Below are 19,509 nucleotides of genomic sequence, written 5' to 3'. Positions count from 1 at the left end.
GCGTGTTTAATAATATATCCCGAGACGCCCCATCACTCATGGCACGCAATAATGGAAACAAGGTTATGGTCAGATGGTTGGTATTAATGGATTGCATTCTATTTAGACATAAAGGAATAAAGTAATGTACTTAACAGACTGCCCCATCTGTGATGTTCATCCTGTTCATCTGCCCGATCATGTTTGTCAGCATTGCGCTGACAAATATAAAAAAGAATGTCTTATTGAATGTCCCGACATTATTTATACCAGGAATGATAGCAAATTTCAGCAGCAAACATTTGCCCGAGAAGCAACTCCATCCTACATGATTCATCCTGAAGAAGGTCTATCTGCTCACAGGATTATGGAGAAAATTCTTAATGATAATGATAACCCCACTTTTGCGGCTCAACGCGCCTGGCACCGCAGACGAATCGCTTTTTTATGTGACTGCATCGTGTTGCTCTCTAAAAGAGATTTTTTTGCCCCCCACTCCCGCAAGCAAATTAATCATATTGTCGAAATGGCATCCAATATTTGGCTGGCAGAAAATCGTGTGAATCATCTGTTTGATATCTGGAACACGCTTAAATTCCTTTATCCCCTGGAGATGAGAAATCAAGAACAGCGCACAGAAGAATTGCTTAGTCTACTACTCTGTAGCCCGGACGATCTCTCTATTTACGAAATCCCCTATATCATTGCTGAAGATTTTAGTGATGCCGATTGGATACCGTTATACAGGAAACACTTTGCGGATATTCTTCAGTGCTGGGCCGATAATCAAGCGTCGAATTGAAGAAGAGTGATTTCAGGCGTCGCAATAATCAGCCCTGCCATAACATCAACCATTGCTTCCGCTAAACCGCAGCGCATTTCCTCCACGCTATACATCCTGCTTAATACTCGCACTCATCACTAAAAGGCAACGCACGGTCCCGTGACCAGCGAGCATATAAGGCTAATATCGTATTAATGGCATCAGGCTCGAATTGAAATACCATTGCCTGAACATCAGTGACATTAAGATCGGTCAGGCCACTCATTTCCAGAAAAGCCTCATAATCCTCTTCATTATTTTGCGGGTCGAACACCGCTCGCAGGATGCGCATATAGCCAGCGGGGCCGCCGCAATCTTCGGGCGGGCAGGCCATAAGCCCTTCGATGCATTCAAAAGGGGTGAGCATGCGATCGTAAAAATAATTGTTATCTTCGAGCACAATGTCATGTTCCCAGCTATCACCGGGATCATACAGGTAACTTAAATGATTCCCCCGACTTTTTAACAGTGTATTCAAACGAACGGCGGCTTCGTCTTCCTCCTTCGCTGATGGCGGGGACGCGGTAAAAATTCGCTTCTTGAATTTGAAGTGATGCAAATGGTTGTCTTCCCATCCCATCACAATCTGAGCGACATCATGTAAACGATCGAGCGTGAGATTAGCGGGCACCACGAATCGCCGCCAGACAACCGGATCGATACCCTTGAGGGTGATTTTGAGTTGATAAAATGTAGTCATTCCACTCTCCATGAACAACGATACATTTTCCGGCGAACGGTGGTCGCCGGGAAGATTTAATTAGCGCCGCTCCAGAATCTCGAAGCAATAGCTGTGCGAGTTCTGCGCATCGGCATCGTGAAATTCGCTGAACACCGACTCCCATTCATCCGGCTCGTAATCCGGAAAATGCGTATCTCCTTCCACTTCGGCATCAATGTGCGTCAGATACAGCTTGTGGGCTTTTGGCAGGAACTGCTCGTAGACCCGCCCGCCGCCGATTACCATAATCTCCTCGGCATCACCGCAGGCGGCAATCGCGTCATCAACAGATTTCACCCACTGCACGCGTTCATCGGTACCAGGCTGGCTGCTGATGACGATAGTTTTGCGCCCCGGCAACGGGCGGCCAATGGATTCCCAGGTCAGGCGGCCCATGACCACCGGTTTGTTAAGGGTATTACGTTTAAACCAGGCGAGATCTGCCGGCAGGCTCCATGGCATGGCATTTTCCATACCGATGACGCGATCTACCGCTAACGCCGCAATCAAACTGATCATTGAAATGTTCCCGGATACAAAAAAATTGCCGCCACTATACGTAAAGCCTAATCTTTCGTCGACTGGCGGTAGAGTAAAGAATGAGAAAAATTTCTGTTTTGCGAAATCATCCATTACGGGTTGCGCATCCGGCCCCACTCACCAGAGGCTAAACAGCAAAAAGCCCCGACATAATTTGTGCCGGGGCTTTTGCTTTTTATTGATTAGTTATCGAGTTCATTCATGCCTTTAACCTGATCACGGTTAATCTGCTCTGTCTTGCCGGTTTCGGCATTTTCATAAGAGACCAGGCCGGTATCGCTGTCGACTTCCGGTTTACCATCGGTCACGATGGTTTTACCGTCTGTCGTTTTAACTGCCTGATTGGAGGAACAACCAGCAACGGTAAACAGGGCTGCGGCAGCAAAAATCGAAGAGATGAGTAAATGATTGCGCATGGTGTACTCCCTTGCTTTCAGTTGGATTTAGTGACTCACTTGATTATTTTAGGCTAAACGACTGAAAGCGCATGAAGATCCAGAAGGTTCTGAAATCAGGCATCCGGATGAGCAGATGCCTGAAGGTTGATCATTACTTTTTCAATTCCAGAATAGAACTCATCATCGTATGGTTCAGATTAGTCATGACTTCATAGTACTTAGTCGTTTCCTCACCGCCGGTTTGAGGATTACGCCATTTTTCCCGATTCTGCTTTTCAAATTCTTTCAGCAAATCCTTTTGATCGCTCGCCGAATCGGCATGAATAAATGCCGTATAAATTTTCGTCGCGTCATTCAGGTTAGTCTGCAGCTCCGGCGAATTGAAATGGGCGGTGATTTCCGGTGCCTGATAGCGAGATTCAGTGATCCGCATATTTTGGCTGTAATCCGTCGCTGGAGAGAATTCATTGGTGTAATAGTGCTTGAAATCTTCAACGCGGAAAATTTTAGTTTTGTAATTGTCTTTGGACGTCGAAGACATGGATTCCGGGAACGCCTCGACAGGAGCAAGCTCCCACTGATGGTTAAACGTATCAATAAACAACTCGCTTCCCAAATCGTCAAACGGCCCGGTGACCGTTTGACCATCAATGCTAAGCGTATGAACGTCGCTATTTTCAGTGGTAGGTTGTACGCCTTCCGCCAGATATTTTTGCACCACGTAGATATAGCGCGTGCGGGTCGGGTTAATTAAACCGCTGACGCCCGAGCGCGGCCAGGCGTCAAACACGCTGAACTTAACGCTTTCGCCATTTTCCAGTGCCAGAGTATGTTGCCCGGCATCCAGCTTAATATTTTGTGTTTCTTTTGCCGGAATAGTTATTTTTTCATTATCAATGGAAATAGCCAGTGGTTTGTCAGTGGGGTTATCAATGATGAATTCTTTACTGTCCCCAAAGCAGGCGGTCAGGGTAATACAGGCCCCCAGCAGCAACATTCTTTTAAACACGCGATTCTCCTTAAGCGTAAAAACAGAGGTGCATTCATTAAAACGTTTTAATGGTAATGGATGAATCTGGCGTTGTGAAAAGCTAATTGACTATTAAATCCAGGGGGAAAAGCGGAAAAACGGCGGACCTTACAGAGGACTGAAAATGGCTGAATTGGGAAATTTTGCCTGGCGGCGCGGCGCTTGCACAGGACTACAGATATAAATAAGCCATTGATATTAATAATGATGCAGGCCGGGTAAGGCGAAGCCGCCATCCGGCAGGGCGGCGCACTTCATAAAAAGTGAGATTTTTCAGCATTAAGGCCAGCTTTCGCTGGCCTTAATGGGAGAGGCTAACGCTTATTTCTGAATTTGCGCGTGCATTTCCTGCACCGAAATCACTTTCTCTGTCGCATCCGCATTCAGCGCCATCGCCGTGGCAAAACCGCCGTTCAGCGTGGTGTCGTAGTGCACTTTATACTGCAGCGCGCTGCGGCGAATCAGCTTGGAGTCCTCAATCGCCTGACGCCCTGCGGTGGTGTTGATGATGTAGGTGTACTCGCCATTCTTGATCCGGTCCTGAATGTGCGGACGACCTTCATGCACTTTATTGACCAAACGCGGGTTAATCCCGGCTTCGCCCAGCACCACTGCCGTGCCGTGGGTGGCATCCAGTTCAAAGCCCTGCTTAAGCAGCTTCGCCGCCAGATCCACCACCCGCTCTTTGTCGCCTTCGCGCACGGAAAGCAGCGCACGGCCCTTCTTCTTCATGGTTGAGTTACTGCCAAGCTGTGCCTTGGCGAACGCTTCGGCAAAAGTGCGGCCGACGCCCATCACTTCCCCGGTAGAGCGCATTTCCGGCCCAAGCAGCGGGTCAACGCCGGGGAATTTGTTGAACGGCAGGACCACTTCTTTCACCGAGTAATAAGGCGGGATAATTTCCTTCGTCACGCCCTGCTCAGTTAACGATTTACCTGCCATTACCCGCGCCGCTACTTTCGCCAGCGGTACGCCGGTGGCTTTGGAGACGAACGGGACGGTACGCGCCGCACGCGGATTCACTTCGATCAGGTAAACTTCGTTGTCTTTCACCGCAAACTGCACGTTCATCAGTCCACGCACCTGCAATTCAAAAGCCAGCTTCTGCACCTGCTGGCGCATCACGTCCTGAATTTCCTGGCTCAGCGTATAGGCAGGTAGTGAACAGGCCGAGTCGCCGGAGTGCACGCCTGCCTGTTCGATATGCTCCATAATGCCGCCAATCAGCACCATTTCACCATCGCAGATAGCGTCCACATCCACTTCTACCGCGTCGTCCAGGAAACGGTCCAGCAGTACCGGCGCGTCGTTCGAAACGCTAACCGCCGTCAGGAAGTAGCGGCGCAGGTCGGCTTCGTCGTAGACGATTTCCATCGCCCGACCACCGAGAACGTAAGACGGGCGTACCACCAGTGGGTAGCCAATCTCTTTCGCTTTCTCTACGGCCATTTCAATGGCGGTGACGGTAGCGTTAGCGGGTTGTTTTAGCTTTAAACGGTCAACTGCCTGCTGGAAGCGTTCGCGGTCTTCCGCGCGGTCAATCGCATCCGGGCTGGTACCAATCACCGGTACGCCAGCGGCTTCCAGCGCGCGCGCCAGTTTCAGCGGCGTCTGGCCGCCGTACTGGACGATCACGCCTTTCGGCTTCTCGATGCGCACAATTTCCAGCACGTCTTCCAGCGTCACCGGTTCAAAATACAGGCGGTCGGAGGTATCGTAGTCAGTCGAGACGGTTTCCGGGTTACAGTTAACCATGATGGTTTCATAACCGTCTTCGCGCAGCGCCAGCGAGGCGTGGACGCAGCAATAATCGAACTCAATGCCCTGTCCGATACGGTTTGGGCCACCACCAAGCACCATGATTTTGTCACGGTCAACAGACGGGTTTGCCTCACACTCATCTTCATACGTGGAATACATGTACGCGGTATCGGTAGCGAATTCAGCCGCACAGGTATCGACACGCTTATAAACCGGGTGCAGGTTATATTGATCACGCAGCTTGCGGATTTCCGCTTCACGTACGCCGGCAAGCTGGGCCAGACGGGCATCGGCAAAGCCTTTACGTTTTAACTGACGCAGGAAGTCGGCATCAAGACCGTTGATGCCGATGTCGGCCACCTTCTCTTCCAGGCGAACCAGCTCTTCAATCTGCACCAGGAACCAGCGATCAATGTTGGTCAGGTTAAACACTCCATCGACGGACAGACCCGCGCGAAACGCATCGGCGATGTACCAGATACGCTCGGCACCGGCATCTTTCAGTTCACGGCGGATTTTGGTTAATGCATCGGCATCGTCCAGATTTACCTTCGGATCAAAGCCGGTCGCGCCCACTTCCAGTCCGCGCAGCGCTTTTTGCAGGGATTCCTGCTGAGTGCGGCCAATGGCCATCACTTCGCCCACCGACTTCATCTGGGTAGTCAGACGGTCGTTAGCACCGACAAATTTTTCAAAGTTGAAGCGGGGGATTTTCGTCACCACGTAATCGATGGACGGCTCAAACGACGCCGGGGTACGACCGCCGGTGATATCGTTTATCAGTTCATCAAGGGTGTAGCCCACCGCCAGCTTGGCCGCGACTTTGGCAATCGGGAAACCGGTGGCTTTGGAGGCCAGTGCCGAGGAGCGTGACACGCGCGGGTTCATTTCGATCACAATCAGGCGGCCATTTTTCGGGTTGACCGAGAACTGGACGTTAGAACCGCCGGTTTCGACGCCGATTTCACGCAGCACCGCCATCGAGGCGTTACGCATGATTTGATATTCTTTGTCGGTCAGCGTTTGTGCCGGGGCAACGGTAATAGAGTCGCCGGTGTGAATGCCCATGGCGTCGAAGTTTTCAATTGAGCAGACGATGATGCAATTGTCGTTTTTATCGCGCACCACCTCCATCTCATATTCTTTCCAGCCAATCAGCGACTCGTCAATCAGCAGCTCATTGGTCGGTGAAAGATCCAGCCCGCGGGCGCAAATTTCTTCAAATTCTTCGCGGTTGTAGGCAATACCGCCGCCGGTGCCGCCCATGGTAAAGGACGGGCGGATGATGCACGGATAGCCCACATCAGCCGCCACCGCCAGCGCTTCTTCCATATTATGCGCAATGCCGGAGCGCGCGGTATCAAGGCCGATTTTCTTCATCGCCACGTCAAAGCGGCGACGGTCTTCGGCTTTATCAATCGCGTCCGCCGTCGCACCAATCATGGTGACGCCAAACTCGGCCAGCACGCCCTGACGCTCCAGCTCCAGCGCGCAGTTCAGCGCCGTCTGGCCGCCCATGGTCGGCAGCACCGCGTCCGGACGCTCTTTTTCAATAATCTTGCGCACCACTTCCCAGTGAATTGGCTCAATGTAAGTGGCGTCGGCCATTTCCGGGTCAGTCATGATGGTCGCCGGGTTGGAGTTCACCAGGATAACCCGGTAGCCCTCTTCACGTAGCGCTTTACACGCCTGTGCACCGGAGTAGTCGAACTCGCACGCCTGACCGATAACAATAGGACCCGCGCCCAGAATCAGGATACTTTTTATGTCTGTACGTTTTGGCATTTTCTCACTACTCCTGATTACTTAGCGGTTTTACGGTATTGCTCGATAAGTTCGATAAAGTGGTCGAACAACGGTGCGGCATCGTGAGGGCCGGGGCTGGCTTCCGGATGTCCCTGAAAGCTGAACGCCGGTTTATCTGTGCGATGAATCCCCTGCAACGTGCCATCAAACAGCGATTTATGTGTCACGCGCAAATTCGACGGCATTGATGCCTCTTCCACCGCAAAACCGTGGTTTTGCGCGGTGATCATCACGGTATTATTGTCGATATCTTTAACCGGATGGTTGCCGCCGTGGTGACCAAATTTCATTTTTACGGTTTTTGCACCGCTGGCCAGCGCCAGTAACTGATGGCCGAGACAGATACCGAACACCGGGATATCAGTGTCGAGGAAGGTTTTAATCGCCGTAATGGCATAGTCGCACGGTGCCGGGTCGCCGGGGCCGTTGGAGAGGAAAATGCCGTCCGGATTCATGTTCAGCACGTCGTCCGCTGGCGTCTGCGCCGGGACCACCGTCAGGCGGCAGCCACGGTCTACCAGCATGCGCAGGATGTTACGCTTTGCGCCGTAATCATACGCCACCACGTGAAACGGCAGTTCGTCCGCCGCTTTCGCTTCCGGCAATTCACCGGCCAGCGTCCAGCTTCCCTGTGTCCAGCTATAGGTTTCCACTGTGGTGACTTCTTTTGCCAGATCCATCCCATTCAGCCCCGGGAAGGCTTTCGCCTTCTCCAGCGCTAATTGTGCATCAGGATTATCGCCAGCGATGATACAACCGTTCTGTGCACCCTTCTCGCGCAGCAGGCGCGTCAGCTTACGGGTATCGATATCGGCAATTGCCACGATGTTATGGCGTTTAAGATAAGAAGAAAGGTCCTCGGTATTGCGGTAGTTGCTGGCAATCAGCGGCAGGTCGCGAATAATCAGCCCTTGTGCATGTACCTGAGAGGATTCTTCATCGGCTTCATTGGTGCCGACATTGCCGATATGGGGATAAGTAAGAGTGACGATTTGGCGGGAGTAGGAAGGATCAGTGAGGATTTCTTGATAACCGGTCATTGAAGTATTGAAAACGACTTCCCCAACCGCCGAACCCGTTGCCCCAATGGCCCGACCGTGAAACTGGGTTCCGTCTTCCAGAACCAATAGCGCTGACTTATTCAAAACACCCTCCAGAGAATATTCACTCACTTTATTTGCATATTAATTCATAATCGTGACCTGAATCAATGCAAATTTTGTTCACCGGCGGATTTCTGGCAAACGGCGGCATTCTGAAGAGAAGTCGGTCCAAAGTCAACTTAAAACGTGATTTAAACGCTTATTTCACTGCTCACACCAAAAACAGCCGTAAGTATCGGTAAAAAACCAAACCTTCACCACAACGAAAACGCTTGCGCACCGTAGTAAGAAAATAAAAACCCCAAAAGAGTAAAAAGCCAGCATGAGGGGAGCAAAATCGTGGTGAAAGGATATAAAAAACCCATTAAAAAATTTTTTTTAAGACTTAAAAGACAGAAAACACACAGAAAGCGATAAAATAAAAGGGCAATAAATATTGCCCCTTGTAATCAATGCATTAAGATTACAATAACCACATCACGATGGGTAATAAATCACTATAAATCGTGTAATCCAAGCACATCCCGCATATCAAAAAGACCATTTTCCTTCTTAAAAATCCACAATGCCGATTTAACTGCACCATTGGCAAATGTCATACGGCTTGAGGCTTTATGCGTGATTTCTACACGTTCACCGATATCAGCAAACATTGCTGTGTGCTCGCCTACGATGTCCCCGGCGCGTACGGTGGCAAAACCGATAGTGCCGGGCACGCGTTCACCGGTATGCCCTTCCCGACTGTAGACCGCGCAATCTTTTAATTCTTTGTTCAGTGCTCCGGCGATAGCGTCGCCCATCGCCAGCGCGGTGCCTGAGGGCGCATCCACTTTATGCCGATGGTGCGCTTCGATAATTTCGATATCGGTATAGTCGCCCATGACTTTCGCCGCTTTCTCCAGCAGCTTTAGCATAACGTTAACGCCGACGCTAAAGTTAGCGGCAAACACGAGGCCGATATCCTGCGCCGCATCGCGGATCGCCTGCTTACCTGCCTCATCAAACCCCGTGGTGCCGATAACCATGTTTTTGCCATGTTCACGGCAAAAGGCCATGTGTGTTAACGTGCCTTCCGGGCGAGTGAAATCGATAAAGACGTCAAAATCATCTTTTACTGCTTCAAGGCTGCTTTGCACGGTCACGCCCGTCATCCCGGCTCCCGCCAGTTCGCCTGCGTCGCTGCCGAGGAGCGACGAACCCTCGCGCTCCAGCGCTGCGCCCAGCGCCACGCCGTCCATTGCCAGAGCGGCCTGAATCAACTGGCGTCCCATACGCCCGCCCGCGCCCGCGATGGCGACGCGGATTTGTGCATCATGCATAGTCTTACTCTTATGTTAAAAAATGATTACAAAACGTTCTCAGGTTACCCAGCTCAATGAAAAGCTGCCAGCCGAAAACAGCGATAATTAGAAATTTATGTTAAAGCGCCGACGGTATCAGTAAAAAGCATAGTGGCTAGCGAAAACCGCACGACGTGCGGACCACTAGCGCCGGAGGAAGAATAATGCTTTTCGGCGGCTCATCATTACCCTGAATGCGACTAAACAGTAACTCCCCGGCTTTACGGCCGATTTCTTTGGCGGCCACTGATACAGTCGTTCGCGCTGGCTGCACCAGCGCCGCTTCGCTAATGTCGTCAAAACCCACCAGTGCAAAGTCACGGCCCGGCTCTCGTCCCATTTTACGCAACGCCTGCATTACGCCTAATGCCACAATATCCTGGTAACATACGGCGGCGGTGATTTGCGGATAGCGGTTTAACAATACTTCGGCCACGCGTGAACCGTCACTTTGGCTGGCCTCCGCGGTAACCAGCCATTCTGCTTTTGGCGCTATCCCATGCTCCAGTAGTTTACTGGTGAAACCACCAATGCGCTGCGAGCGCGTTCCTGAACGCAAGCTCCCCCCGATAAAAGCAATATTGCGATGCCCCAGTTGCAGCAGATGCGCCGTTGCCATTTGTGTTCCGAGAAAATTATTCGTGCCGACAAAGTCAAACCCCGGATCGTCAGGCGGACGCACCACCATAATGGCGGGAATATTACGCCGTTTCAGGGCCTCAAAAAATGCTCGCGGTGTTTCACGCGCCGCACACAGCACCATGCCACAGGCATTATTACGCATGAGTGAATCGACAAACTTTTGTTGCCGCTCACAGGACTCCTCGCTATTTGCCAGAAACAGTAACAGCTCATGGCGTTCCATTTCATGACTTAATCCTGCCGTCATTTCGCCATAAAACGGGTTAGTAATGTCATGCAGCAGCAATCCGACCTGGTTACTGCTCCGATTACGCAGATTGGCGGCGGTCTGGTTATATACATAGCCCGACTCGTCCAGCGCCTTCAACACCCGCTCCCGTGTTACCTGGGAGATGCGCCCCCGGTTGCGTAAAACCATCGATACGGTCGCTGTCGACACTCCGGCACGTTTGGCAACCTCTGCCAGCGTAATAGTGGTCATCGTTATCCTCTCTTTTTATAAAAGATTAATCGAATAACCGCTTCGTTGCCCATTTCTTTGTGATTCAATTCACACATCCCCTGTAAAAACGCCGCTAACTAAGCATTATGACGGGTTAATCGCGTTAACCACTCTTTCCATATCAGGTTAATCGATTAATCTTAGCTTAGCTATTACGGAGAAATAAAATGAGCAAAACTCGGTATGATAGATTTCCGGAGGTGGTCATTCCGGGATTTAATAGCCAGGCCTGGAACGGCTGGGAGTCAATCATGGCGGAACTTAACGCGCGGCTGGCTGACGGTGTGCGGACGGTATTAGTGATTGATTGCTACCCCGGCGTGCGGCTTAACGAACTCCAGACGGCTCTGTTAACGGGTATAAACCCGGTACTCACGCTGAATGTCGAAACGGCACAGAAAAACGCGCAGGCACTGCATGATCTCCTGGCCCGTAATCTGACGGATGACCGGGTGTTTGGCGTTCTCTCCTGCCACCAGCTTGACGAATTCTTCGAAGATGCCCGGCTCAACGCGTTGCGCGCTCAGGTTGAGCAGACTCAAAGTGGGTTGATTGTGATTTATGGACCTGGCGCATCGCTGGTCCATCCCGGCGACGTGCTTATCTACGCCGACATGCCACGCTGGGAGCTCCAACAGCGGATGCGCAGCGGCGAATTGGGCAACTGGGGCGCAGAAAATCAAAATGAAGATATGCTCCGCCGCTACAAACGCGCTTTCTTTGTCGAATGGCGGGTGTTCGACCGTCATAAAACGCCGCTGCTTAAAAAAATGGATTATCTGCTGGATACCACTATCGCTGATGCCCCGGCGATGGTCAGCGGTGAAGCGCTGCGCGCGGGGCTTGAGCAAACCACGTGCCGTCCCTTCCGCGTCATGCCATTTTTTGATCCTGGCGTCTGGGGCGGACAGTGGATGAAAAACACGTTTGATCTCGATCCCACGGCACCAAACTACGCATGGTGTTTTGATTGCGTGCCCGAGGAAAACAGCCTGCTGCTACGTTTTGGCGCTGTGCGGATCGAGATCCCCTCCCAGGATCTTGTCCTGCTTTATCCCCGTTCACTGTTAGGAGAGAAAGTTCACGCTCGTTTTGGGACGGAGTTTCCCATTCGCTTTGATTTTCTCGATACCGTCGGCGGGCAGAATCTCAGTTTCCAGGTGCATCCGGTGACGGAGTACATCCAGCAGCAGTTCGGTATGCATTACACCCAGGATGAGAGCTACTACATTCTGGATGCACAGCCGGGCGCGACCGTATATCTCGGCACTAAAACGGGTACCCAACCACAGGAGATGCTGGCGGATCTGGAGGCTGCACAACGCGGCGAGAAATCGTTTGACGATGTGCGTTTTGTCAATGCGATCCCGGCGCGCAAACACGATCACTTTCTTATTCCGGCCGGCACCGTCCACTGCTCCGGCGCGGGAACTATGGTGCTGGAGATCAGCGCCACGCCTTATATTTTTACCTTTAAGTTATGGGACTGGGATCGACTGGGAATGGATGGACTTCCGCGTCCGGTGCACCTGGAGCACGGCAAACAGGTCATCGACTGGCAGCGCGATACGGCGTGGGTAATGAATAATCTGGTCAATCGCATTGAACCGCTTGAAGAGGGAGACGGCTGGCGGGAGGAGCGTACCGGGCTACACGAACGTGAATTTATCGAAACTCGCCGTCACTGGTTTACCGCGCCAGTTACGCACCATACCCACGGTGGCGTGAACGTACTGAATCTGATTGAGGGAGAGGAAGCGCGAGTGGAAAGCCCAGGCGGCGCTTTTGAGCCCTTTATCGTGCACTATGCCGAAACATTCATCATCCCGGCAAGCGTAGGAGAGTACCGGATTTCACCATGGGGTAAAGGGATGAATCAACAACTGGCGACTATCAAAGCCTGGGTAAGGGGGTAACGATGATCCATTTTCTTGTTGCCACTCATGGCCCTCTGGCAACCGCGCTACTGGAGAGCAGCCGAATGGTATACGGCACACTTCCTAAAGTGACTGCCGTAACGCTAACTGAACAGGCGGGTATTGAGGAGTTCAGAGAGGATTTTTCTCGTGCCCTGCACGCCGCCAGCATCGGAGCCGATGGCGTGCTGGTGCTGTGCGATATGCAAAGCGGAACGCCGTGGAATGTCGCCTGCCAGTTTGCCTTTTCGCCTCAAATGATGCCCCCGGTGGCAGTCGTAGCGGGCGTCAACTTTCCGATGCTGCTGCAAACGGACGAGGTAAGCCATTATGGCGACGTACAGACCGCCGCCCGGCAACTTATTGCGCTCACTCATCCCTCGCTGATTCTGGCAGAGCTAACGGTATCCGATCCGTCGGATGATTTTTAAGGAGACACGATGAGCATTTCATTTGTTCGCATTGATGACCGGGTTATTCACGGGCAACTGGTGACGCGCTGGGCGAAAGAGTTACCCTGCGACGGCATCGTGGCTATTGATGACGCTGTCGCCGCCGATCCCCTCCTCTCTTCCGTCATGAAAGGTGCCGTGCCGGATACCAAAGTCTGGCTTTTTACGACCGCGACAGCGATTGAAAAACTGCCGAAAGTGATTGCCAGTGAGAAAAATTATTTCGTGATTGGTAAGTCGCCAGTGACGCTGCAACGCCTTGAACAAGCGGGGATCAGCCTGAAAAATGCCAATGGTAAAATTAATGTCGGCCCCATGAGTGCGCGGGCGAATACCACTACCATTGGCCCTAACCAATCGGTTAATGCAGAGGAGATTGCTGCGTTTGACTGGCTCACGGCGCAAGGGCATAGCGTGGAATTCCGTCTGGTTCCCGATGCCAGCGCTTATCAGTGGCAGGACGCCCGGCAAAAACTGAAATAAGGAGACGACGATGTTTATTGAAGCCACATTGATCGGCATTCTCTGTTATCTCGGCGCGCTGAGTTGCCCGTGGCTACTGGGGCTAACTGGTGGCTGGTATTTAATTACTCGCCCATTGGTCTCCGGTTTACTGGTTGGGCTCATTCTCGGTGATGTGAAAACCGGTATTATGATCGGCGTGGCGGTGCAGGCCGTATACATTGCCATGGTCACACCCGGCGGTTCGATGCCCGCCGATCTGAATTTCGTCGCCTTTCCGGCGATTGCGCTGGGGGTACTTTCCGGTCAGGGGCCGGAGGTGGCCGTCGCGCTGGCTGCGACGATTGGTATCGCCGGAACCATTCTCTTTAATGCCATGATGGTGCTGAACTCATTCTGGAACCATCGTGCTGACCGAGCCATTGAGCAAGATAGCGTGCGTGGGATTTACCTGAACAGCGTTATTTTCCCCCAGGCCACCAACTTTGTACTGCGTTTTGTGCCCACTTTTATTGCCGTCTATTTTGGCGCGCAATATATCAGCGGCTTTATGGAAAGCCTGCCAAAAATCGTGCTGTCGACAATGAACGTACTGGGCGGAATTTTGCCTGCCGTCGGGATCGCTATTTTGCTGAAACAGATTATCAAGAGCTACTCGCTGCTGATTTATTTCCTGGTGGGTTTTGTCTGCATTGTTTTTCTGAAGCTCAATATGGTGGCGCTGGTGATTGTCGGCGCGTTGTTGGCGCTTATTCACTATAACTACAAACCGGAACCGCAGCTGAGCGTAAATGCTCCGCCCGCGGCGGATGATGAGGATGAATTCTGATGGAAGAACGCAAACTGAATCGTCGCGATCTACGTCGCTGTTGGCGAGCATGGATGATGCACAATCTGTCATCGATGAGCTTTGAACGCCTGCAATCTCTCGGTTTTTGTCTCAGCCTGCTGCCTGTCGCCCGTAAGCTTTACCCGGATGCAGCGCAGCGCACAGAGATGCTGCGCCGTCACGCCTCATTTTATAATACCGAACCCCAGTTGGGTGCCATCGTCAATGGCATGGTACTGGGGCTGGAGGAGAAACGTGCTAATGGCGAACCGATTGACGGTGAAACGATTAATACGTTGAAAGTCGGGTTAATGGGTCCGGTGGCAGGGATCGGCGATTCGATGATTCCTGGTATGTTGATCCCCATTTTATTAAGTATCGGGATGGCACTGGCGGCGGGAGGTAACATCCTGGGTCCGCTTTTTTATACCGTTGCCTGGCTGGCGATCATTATTCCTGGCTCGTGGTTGCTGTTTCTGAAAGGCTACAAAATGGGGTCCGGCTCGGTGGAAATGCTGGTGAGCAGCAAATCGACCCGCCTGCGCGAAGCGTTATCCTTGCTGGGCGTTTTCGTGATGGGCGGCGTGGCAGCCAGTTACGTGAAACTGGGTACGGGCCTGGAATTCATCACTAAAGATGGCGTGAATATTCACGTTCAGCAAATGCTGGACGGTATATTTCCACAATTACTTCCTCTCATTGTTGTGCTGGGTACCTGGTATCTGATGGCAAAACGAGGCGTGTCACCGGTAAAAGCAATGCTACTGCTGCTCGTGCTGGCGGCGCTCGGCGTGCTAACCGGCGTATTTAGCGGATAAGTTACCGGCGGATCAGTCTTCTTTTCCATAATAAGGAAGACTGAGATTAACGAATAAACTAATAACATTTTCTGAACTGGCATCATTCATTTTGCTAATTTTATAATAAAAAATCATAACGGCGATTGCCGTCATTTATTTGTGCAGCCACTTTTTTATTCTGAACATCAGGAGATAATTATGAATAAGATTGAAGGGGTGCTGGAAAAATGGCTTATCCCGGTGGGAAGCTGGGTTTCACAAAATAAGACATTAACAATATTAAAGAATGCAATGGTGTCTTTGATACCGGTGACTATCGGTGGGTCATTTGCGCTTATTATTATGTATTTCCCCTTTATTGACTCCGTCGTGAGTGCAGAAGCATTATTATTAATCAGGCAAATTCTTTCTCCGATCGTTGACATCACGTTAGGGCTCATATCGCTTTATCTGATCGTGTGTATCGCCTGGTTTTATGCTAAAGAATACGAAATGTCAGTGCTGTTTACCCTCTTTGTGGTGCTGGGCTCCTTTCTGATTTTGATCCCTTTCTCGGTCATAACTGAAAATGGCACTAGCAGCGTGAATATTCCCACCCAATATCTTGGCTCTGCGGGCATGTTTGTTGGGATCTTTGCTGCTTTCTTCGCATGCACCCTGTACCGTTGGCTGACCTCTAAAAACCTGGCAATCAAGCTACCGGATATGGTGCCGCCGAATGTAGCAAATTCCTTTTTATTTTTGATCCCGCTTATCATTACCTTCCTGTGCATGGCGCTGATCCGCTTTGGTTTCTCGCTGACGCCGTATGGAAGTATCAATAAATTTATTTATGAAGTTCTGCAATCACCGATGGTCAACATCGGTACCGGCCTGATCCCTACGGTGATCGCTACCCTCTTCGTACAGCTTTTCTGGTTTATGGGGCTGCATGGCCAAAGTCTGGTCGGCGCAATTATGTCGCCGCTCTGGCAGGTGGCTTCAACCGCTAACGCCTCAGCTTTTGCCGCTGGCGAACCACTACCGTATATCGTCACCCAACAGTTTATGGAAGTGTTTATCTGGCCACAATTTTTCTCACTGGTCATTGCCTTGCTCCTCTTTGCTAAAAAAGCGACCGCTGGCGCTGAAATAGGCAAGATATCCGTGCCTGCAGGGCTATTTAATATCTCAGAACCCGTTGCGTTTGGCCTACCGGTAGTATTAAACGTATTTATTCTTATTCCCTGGGTACTGGTCATGGTGGTTTTTGTAATCAGTACTTATGCCTTTATGTATTTCGGCATTGTTCCCCGCCCTACCGGCGTGCAAATTCCCTGGACCACTCCCCCACTACTCTCCGGATTTCTGGCAACCAACTCCATTATGGGCGCGCTACTTCAGGCATTTAACCTGTTTATTGGCGTACTTATCTGGCTACCGTTTATTCGGATTATGAATAAACAGAACACAATAAAATAAAAGGAGCTTATTATGTTTTATCAATTTCCACACCATTTTTCCTGGGGCAGCGCCATTTGGGCGCAAGGAACGGAAGGAGCCTGGGATCAGGATGGCAAGGCACAAACGGTATATGAAAAATATTACCAGATGCAGCCCACGCGCTTTTATAACCAGCAAAGCCCCTATGACACGCTGGACTGGTACCATCGCTATCCAACTTATCATGATTATCTTTCCCGGTTAAATCATCAAAGCTTTCGCACCTCAATTCTGTGGGCAAGGTTAATGCCTGATGGCAAAAATGTTAACCCTCAGGCGGTAGAGTATTATCGGACGCTATTCCGTGACTTAAAGCAACGTGGTCTTGATGTCTATGTTGTGTTGTACTGGTTTGATATGCCTGTGCTGTTTGAAGATCGCGGTGGCTTTGGCAACCGTGAAGTTATTGATGATTTTGTGGCCTACTGCCAACAATGTTTTGAATTGTTCGATGACCTGGTCGATATCTGGCATATTTATAATGAGCCACGGGTCGATGCGGATCTGAAGTATTATGATGACCGCTGCTATCCAAATATTGTTGATTTTCGCTATCACAGCCAGGTGATTTTTAACATGGTGCTGGCACATGCTCGCGTGGTCGAATGTTATAAAAAGCATCACTTTACCAAAAAAATTGGCTCCGTTATTGATATCAACCATGTTTACCCGCGTAGCCAAAACGCGGAAGATGTGCAGGCGGCGGAGGCTTTTGCGTTATTAAACTACCGCTGTTTTCTCGATCCGCTCATCCACGGTCATTTCCCGGAAAATTATTTCACCATGCTTGCAGAGATCGAAGCGGCACCGGAATATACCACTGACGATCTGCGTATCATTGCCGACAACACTATTGATGTTCTCGGCATTAACTATTATTTCCCTGCTCGGGTCAAAGCAAAAGATCCTCAGTCTGCAACAACGCAAAAACAGGATCGCGATGCATTTTATGATCCTTACATTATGCCCGGACGAGTCATGAATACCTCTCGTGGCTGGGAGATTTACCCTCAGGCGCTATACGATACGCTGATGATGATTAAAAACGCCTATCGTAATGTTGAATGTTATATCAGTGAAAACGGGATGGGGGTTGAAAAAGAAGAGAAGTACCGGGGCGAAAACGGCGAAATCCAGGACGATTATCGTATCGAATTTTTACAGCAGCATCTGCGTTGTGTTCACCAGGCGTTGACTGACGGGGTTAATCTTCATGGCTACCATCTGTGGTCGTTTATTGATTTATGGTCGCCAAGCAATCAGTTTAAAAATATGTATGGATTAGTTGAGTTTAATCCACAAACAAAAGAGACCCGGTTGAAAAAAAGTGCTCACTGGTATCGTCAGGTCATTAACGATAACGGATTTACCATTGTCTAAAAAGCATCAGGTTGCAGGATACGCCTGCAACCTGATATTCACTTCTCAGGGGTGAAAATTAAGCCAGCTGGCTGCTGCTTTTTCCGGTTTTGAAATAAACTGAAAACGCGCCGGATCATTTATAAACTGCTGATAGACTGGCTCGTCGGTAATGCCAAATTCAGTATATTTTCTCGGCGTGACGACCTGAAGCCGCCCGGGCAGATAATGAGAATTATGTTGCCAGATAATGTTGTTATTTTGCACCAGCGGATACCAGGCCAGCCCCTTGTGAGCACGTACTGCCTCATACTCAAATCCATATTCCCGATCGCACCAGGCCCCGAAGGTTAGCGCTTCATCCGGACTGGCTGAAATCGTAGCATGTCCCCACCCTGGCGGTACCAGCACTTTTTCACCAGGCCCTGCCAGTACGGCAAAACAGCGCCCCGGTTCATCTTCAACGAACTCCTGCATGTAAATAATGGCCTTGCCCTGCCAGATTTCGTAAAGTTCAGGCGGCGACCAGCCGCTGTGCTGACTGATGCGATGTACGTGCCCCTGGCTACGAATGGGTTCGTCGCCTAGCTGGCCTGCCGCGTATGTCACCACGCCAAATAGCAGCATCCGCTTTTGTAATTCCTCCCGATCCTGAAGGCGCGCGACATCCATCGCAATGGCATACACCTGTTCCGGCCCGTCGCAGTCAGGATCGCGCAGCGAGCCACGGATCTGATCGAGAGTACGGATTTCCGGCATCGGTCCGATCACGTCATTGCCATAGCTGAACCCCAGTGGCTGTTGATGGACAGACATATCCAGACCATAGTCAGTCATGATGATATTCCTTCAACTGAACGCGCCCCACTTCTTCCACCACCCGCAGATTAAATCCCTGCGTCAATGCGGCATAATCATGCCCCGCTGCGCACGGCCAGACGGCCAGCGCGGAGAGAATATCATTGCCGGTGTTGATCAGTCGGTGAGCCGTAAAACCAGGGATGATATGCACCGAGCCGGGAAAGACAGGCTCAAGGCGCGCCGTGCCCTTCTCATCCTGGAGCAGCAACAAACCGCTCCCGCGCAGGCCATAGTAAACTTCCCCCTGCTCGCGCTGGGCATGAAAATGACCGCGGGTCATAAAATACTCATCGCCTACTTTTCCCGGCTGTAGATGCGTTACGCCGGTGTACAACGCGCCAGCAATCGGAGCGCTATCCACCATCTCCACGTCATAAACAATTTGCTGCGGATCGCACGCCAGCCAGGCTTTTTCATCCATAAAGACGTGAGTAAGGTTTTGCAGACGCGTTGATTTGCGGATGAGCGGTCCGTTGGTGAACTGACCACTGGCCCATGCCACCTGCGGCGGCTGAGTGATAGAGATTGTCATATTTTTCTCCGGCCCAAGGAGAACAGCGATAAAATAATAGCAGGTTAATCGATTAATCCTGAGGGATGGATCACTATTTTACCCTGGCAGCAGGCATGCTTCTGGCGTTCGGCAAGAGGTTAATGGCTGAGTTAACCGCATGTTTGCACGACAGACGTTACCGCCAGCGTC

At 50.9% G+C, this 19,509-nt stretch carries 18 protein-coding genes; 8 read left to right on the top strand and 10 right to left on the bottom strand.

Going from position 1 to position 19,509, the window contains the following annotated elements:
• The first annotated feature begins 124 nt into the window (after positions 1–124).
• Positions 125–781 (top strand): hypothetical protein, encoded by a 657-nt coding sequence (locus tag CHU32_RS28665; RefSeq protein ID WP_245880263.1) that lies wholly within the window; start codon positions 125–127, stop codon positions 779–781.
• A gap of 100 nt (positions 782–881) precedes the next feature.
• Here the strand turns inward: CHU32_RS28665 and CHU32_RS23025 are convergent, their stop codons facing one another.
• The 8 genes from CHU32_RS23025 to CHU32_RS22990 form a co-directional block, all read right to left on the bottom strand.
• Positions 882–1,502 carry a plasmid pRiA4b ORF-3 family protein gene (locus CHU32_RS23025; protein ID WP_103678421.1) on the bottom strand — a complete coding sequence of 207 codons (621 nt, stop codon included), beginning with the start codon at positions 1,500–1,502 and terminating at the stop codon, positions 882–884.
• Positions 1,503–1,562: 60 nt separating this feature from the next.
• On the bottom strand, positions 1,563–2,042 hold the full coding sequence (gene folA, locus CHU32_RS23020; protein WP_103678452.1) for a type 3 dihydrofolate reductase: 480 nt from the start codon (positions 2,040–2,042) through the stop codon (positions 1,563–1,565).
• A gap of 203 nt (positions 2,043–2,245) precedes the next feature.
• Positions 2,246–2,479: a YgdI/YgdR family lipoprotein gene (locus CHU32_RS23015; protein ID WP_103678422.1), complete on the bottom strand. Its 234-nt coding sequence runs from the start codon at positions 2,477–2,479 to the stop codon at positions 2,246–2,248.
• A gap of 133 nt (positions 2,480–2,612) precedes the next feature.
• Positions 2,613–3,470, bottom strand: a complete 858-nt coding sequence (locus tag CHU32_RS23010) for a hypothetical protein (RefSeq protein WP_103678423.1) — start codon at positions 3,468–3,470, stop codon at positions 2,613–2,615.
• A 342-nt stretch (positions 3,471–3,812) separates the two neighbouring features.
• Positions 3,813–7,037: a carbamoyl-phosphate synthase large subunit gene (gene carB / locus CHU32_RS23005; protein ID WP_103678424.1), complete on the bottom strand. Its 3,225-nt coding sequence runs from the start codon at positions 7,035–7,037 to the stop codon at positions 3,813–3,815.
• Between the two features lie 17 nt (positions 7,038–7,054).
• Positions 7,055–8,203 (bottom strand): glutamine-hydrolyzing carbamoyl-phosphate synthase small subunit, encoded by a 1,149-nt coding sequence (gene carA, locus CHU32_RS23000; protein WP_103678425.1) that lies wholly within the window; start codon positions 8,201–8,203, stop codon positions 7,055–7,057.
• Between the two features lie 455 nt (positions 8,204–8,658).
• Positions 8,659–9,480, bottom strand: a complete 822-nt coding sequence (gene dapB, locus CHU32_RS22995) for a 4-hydroxy-tetrahydrodipicolinate reductase (RefSeq protein WP_103678426.1) — start codon at positions 9,478–9,480, stop codon at positions 8,659–8,661.
• Between the two features lie 136 nt (positions 9,481–9,616).
• Positions 9,617–10,624: a LacI family DNA-binding transcriptional regulator gene (locus CHU32_RS22990; protein ID WP_103750935.1), complete on the bottom strand. Its 1,008-nt coding sequence runs from the start codon at positions 10,622–10,624 to the stop codon at positions 9,617–9,619.
• Between the two features lie 188 nt (positions 10,625–10,812).
• Here CHU32_RS22990 and CHU32_RS22985 point away from each other — a divergent pair, with 188 nt between their 5' ends.
• From CHU32_RS22985 to CHU32_RS22955, 7 genes are all read left to right on the top strand, one after another.
• Complete coding sequence (locus CHU32_RS22985) at positions 10,813–12,561, top strand: class I mannose-6-phosphate isomerase (protein WP_103678428.1); 1,749 nt, start codon at positions 10,813–10,815, stop codon at positions 12,559–12,561.
• Between the two features lie 2 nt (positions 12,562–12,563).
• Entirely contained in the window at positions 12,564–12,992 is a 429-nt protein-coding gene (locus CHU32_RS22980) for a PTS sugar transporter subunit IIA (RefSeq protein ID WP_103678429.1), read from the top strand.
• Positions 12,993–13,001: 9 nt separating this feature from the next.
• Positions 13,002–13,496 carry a PTS sugar transporter subunit IIB gene (locus tag CHU32_RS22975; protein WP_103678430.1) on the top strand — a complete coding sequence of 165 codons (495 nt, stop codon included), beginning with the start codon at positions 13,002–13,004 and terminating at the stop codon, positions 13,494–13,496.
• A gap of 10 nt (positions 13,497–13,506) precedes the next feature.
• Complete coding sequence (locus CHU32_RS22970) at positions 13,507–14,304, top strand: PTS mannose/fructose/sorbose/N-acetylgalactosamine transporter subunit IIC (RefSeq protein ID WP_103678431.1); 798 nt, start codon at positions 13,507–13,509, stop codon at positions 14,302–14,304.
• On the top strand, positions 14,304–15,122 hold the full coding sequence (locus tag CHU32_RS22965; RefSeq protein ID WP_103678432.1) for a PTS system mannose/fructose/sorbose family transporter subunit IID: 819 nt from the start codon (positions 14,304–14,306) through the stop codon (positions 15,120–15,122). Before CHU32_RS22970 ends, CHU32_RS22965 begins: the two co-directional genes overlap by 1 nt.
• 180 nt (positions 15,123–15,302) lie before the next feature.
• Positions 15,303–16,565: a PTS sugar transporter subunit IIC gene (locus CHU32_RS22960; RefSeq protein WP_103678433.1), complete on the top strand. Its 1,263-nt coding sequence runs from the start codon at positions 15,303–15,305 to the stop codon at positions 16,563–16,565.
• A gap of 12 nt (positions 16,566–16,577) precedes the next feature.
• Positions 16,578–17,966, top strand: coding sequence for a glycoside hydrolase family 1 protein (locus tag CHU32_RS22955; protein WP_103678434.1), 1,389 nt, complete (start codon positions 16,578–16,580; stop codon positions 17,964–17,966).
• Between the two features lie 45 nt (positions 17,967–18,011).
• Here CHU32_RS22955 and CHU32_RS22950 read toward each other — a convergent pair whose 3' ends face one another.
• The gene (locus CHU32_RS22950; RefSeq protein WP_103678435.1) at positions 18,012–18,782 is read right to left on the bottom strand and encodes a glucose-6-phosphate isomerase family protein; all 771 of its coding nucleotides are present in this window, start codon (positions 18,780–18,782) and stop codon (positions 18,012–18,014) included.
• Positions 18,775–19,338: a glucose-6-phosphate isomerase family protein gene (locus CHU32_RS22945; RefSeq protein ID WP_103678436.1), complete on the bottom strand. Its 564-nt coding sequence runs from the start codon at positions 19,336–19,338 to the stop codon at positions 18,775–18,777. Before CHU32_RS22945 ends, CHU32_RS22950 begins: the two co-directional genes overlap by 8 nt.
• Positions 19,339–19,509: the final 171 nt, after the last annotated feature.

It is taken from the genome of Superficieibacter electus, assembly GCF_002915575.1.
Taxonomy (GTDB): Bacteria; Pseudomonadota; Gammaproteobacteria; order Enterobacterales; family Enterobacteriaceae; genus Superficieibacter; species Superficieibacter electus.
Note: the sequence above shows the minus strand (reverse complement) of the source record. Positions and strands in the feature narration are given on the sequence as shown.

Coding starts and splice junctions, on each gene's coding strand:
- CHU32_RS23025 (WP_103678421.1), bottom strand. CDS start 1,502: ATGACTACATTTTATCAACTCAAAATCACCCTCAAGGGTATCGATCCG.
- CHU32_RS22955 (WP_103678434.1), top strand. CDS start 16,578: ATGTTTTATCAATTTCCACACCATTTTTCCTGGGGCAGCGCCATTTGG.
- CHU32_RS22945 (WP_103678436.1), bottom strand. CDS start 19,338: ATGACAATCTCTATCACTCAGCCGCCGCAGGTGGCATGGGCCAGTGGT.
- CHU32_RS22950 (WP_103678435.1), bottom strand. CDS start 18,782: ATGACTGACTATGGTCTGGATATGTCTGTCCATCAACAGCCACTGGGG.
- carB (WP_103678424.1), bottom strand. CDS start 7,037: ATGCCAAAACGTACAGACATAAAAAGTATCCTGATTCTGGGCGCGGGT.
- CHU32_RS23015 (WP_103678422.1), bottom strand. CDS start 2,479: ATGCGCAATCATTTACTCATCTCTTCGATTTTTGCTGCCGCAGCCCTG.
- CHU32_RS28665 (WP_245880263.1), top strand. CDS start 125: ATGTACTTAACAGACTGCCCCATCTGTGATGTTCATCCTGTTCATCTG.
- CHU32_RS22980 (WP_103678429.1), top strand. CDS start 12,564: ATGATCCATTTTCTTGTTGCCACTCATGGCCCTCTGGCAACCGCGCTA.
- CHU32_RS22985 (WP_103678428.1), top strand. CDS start 10,813: ATGAGCAAAACTCGGTATGATAGATTTCCGGAGGTGGTCATTCCGGGA.
- folA (WP_103678452.1), bottom strand. CDS start 2,042: ATGATCAGTTTGATTGCGGCGTTAGCGGTAGATCGCGTCATCGGTATG.
- CHU32_RS22965 (WP_103678432.1), top strand. CDS start 14,304: ATGGAAGAACGCAAACTGAATCGTCGCGATCTACGTCGCTGTTGGCGA.
- CHU32_RS22960 (WP_103678433.1), top strand. CDS start 15,303: ATGAATAAGATTGAAGGGGTGCTGGAAAAATGGCTTATCCCGGTGGGA.
- CHU32_RS22990 (WP_103750935.1), bottom strand. CDS start 10,624: ATGACCACTATTACGCTGGCAGAGGTTGCCAAACGTGCCGGAGTGTCG.
- dapB (WP_103678426.1), bottom strand. CDS start 9,480: ATGCATGATGCACAAATCCGCGTCGCCATCGCGGGCGCGGGCGGGCGT.
- CHU32_RS22975 (WP_103678430.1), top strand. CDS start 13,002: ATGAGCATTTCATTTGTTCGCATTGATGACCGGGTTATTCACGGGCAA.
- CHU32_RS22970 (WP_103678431.1), top strand. CDS start 13,507: ATGTTTATTGAAGCCACATTGATCGGCATTCTCTGTTATCTCGGCGCG.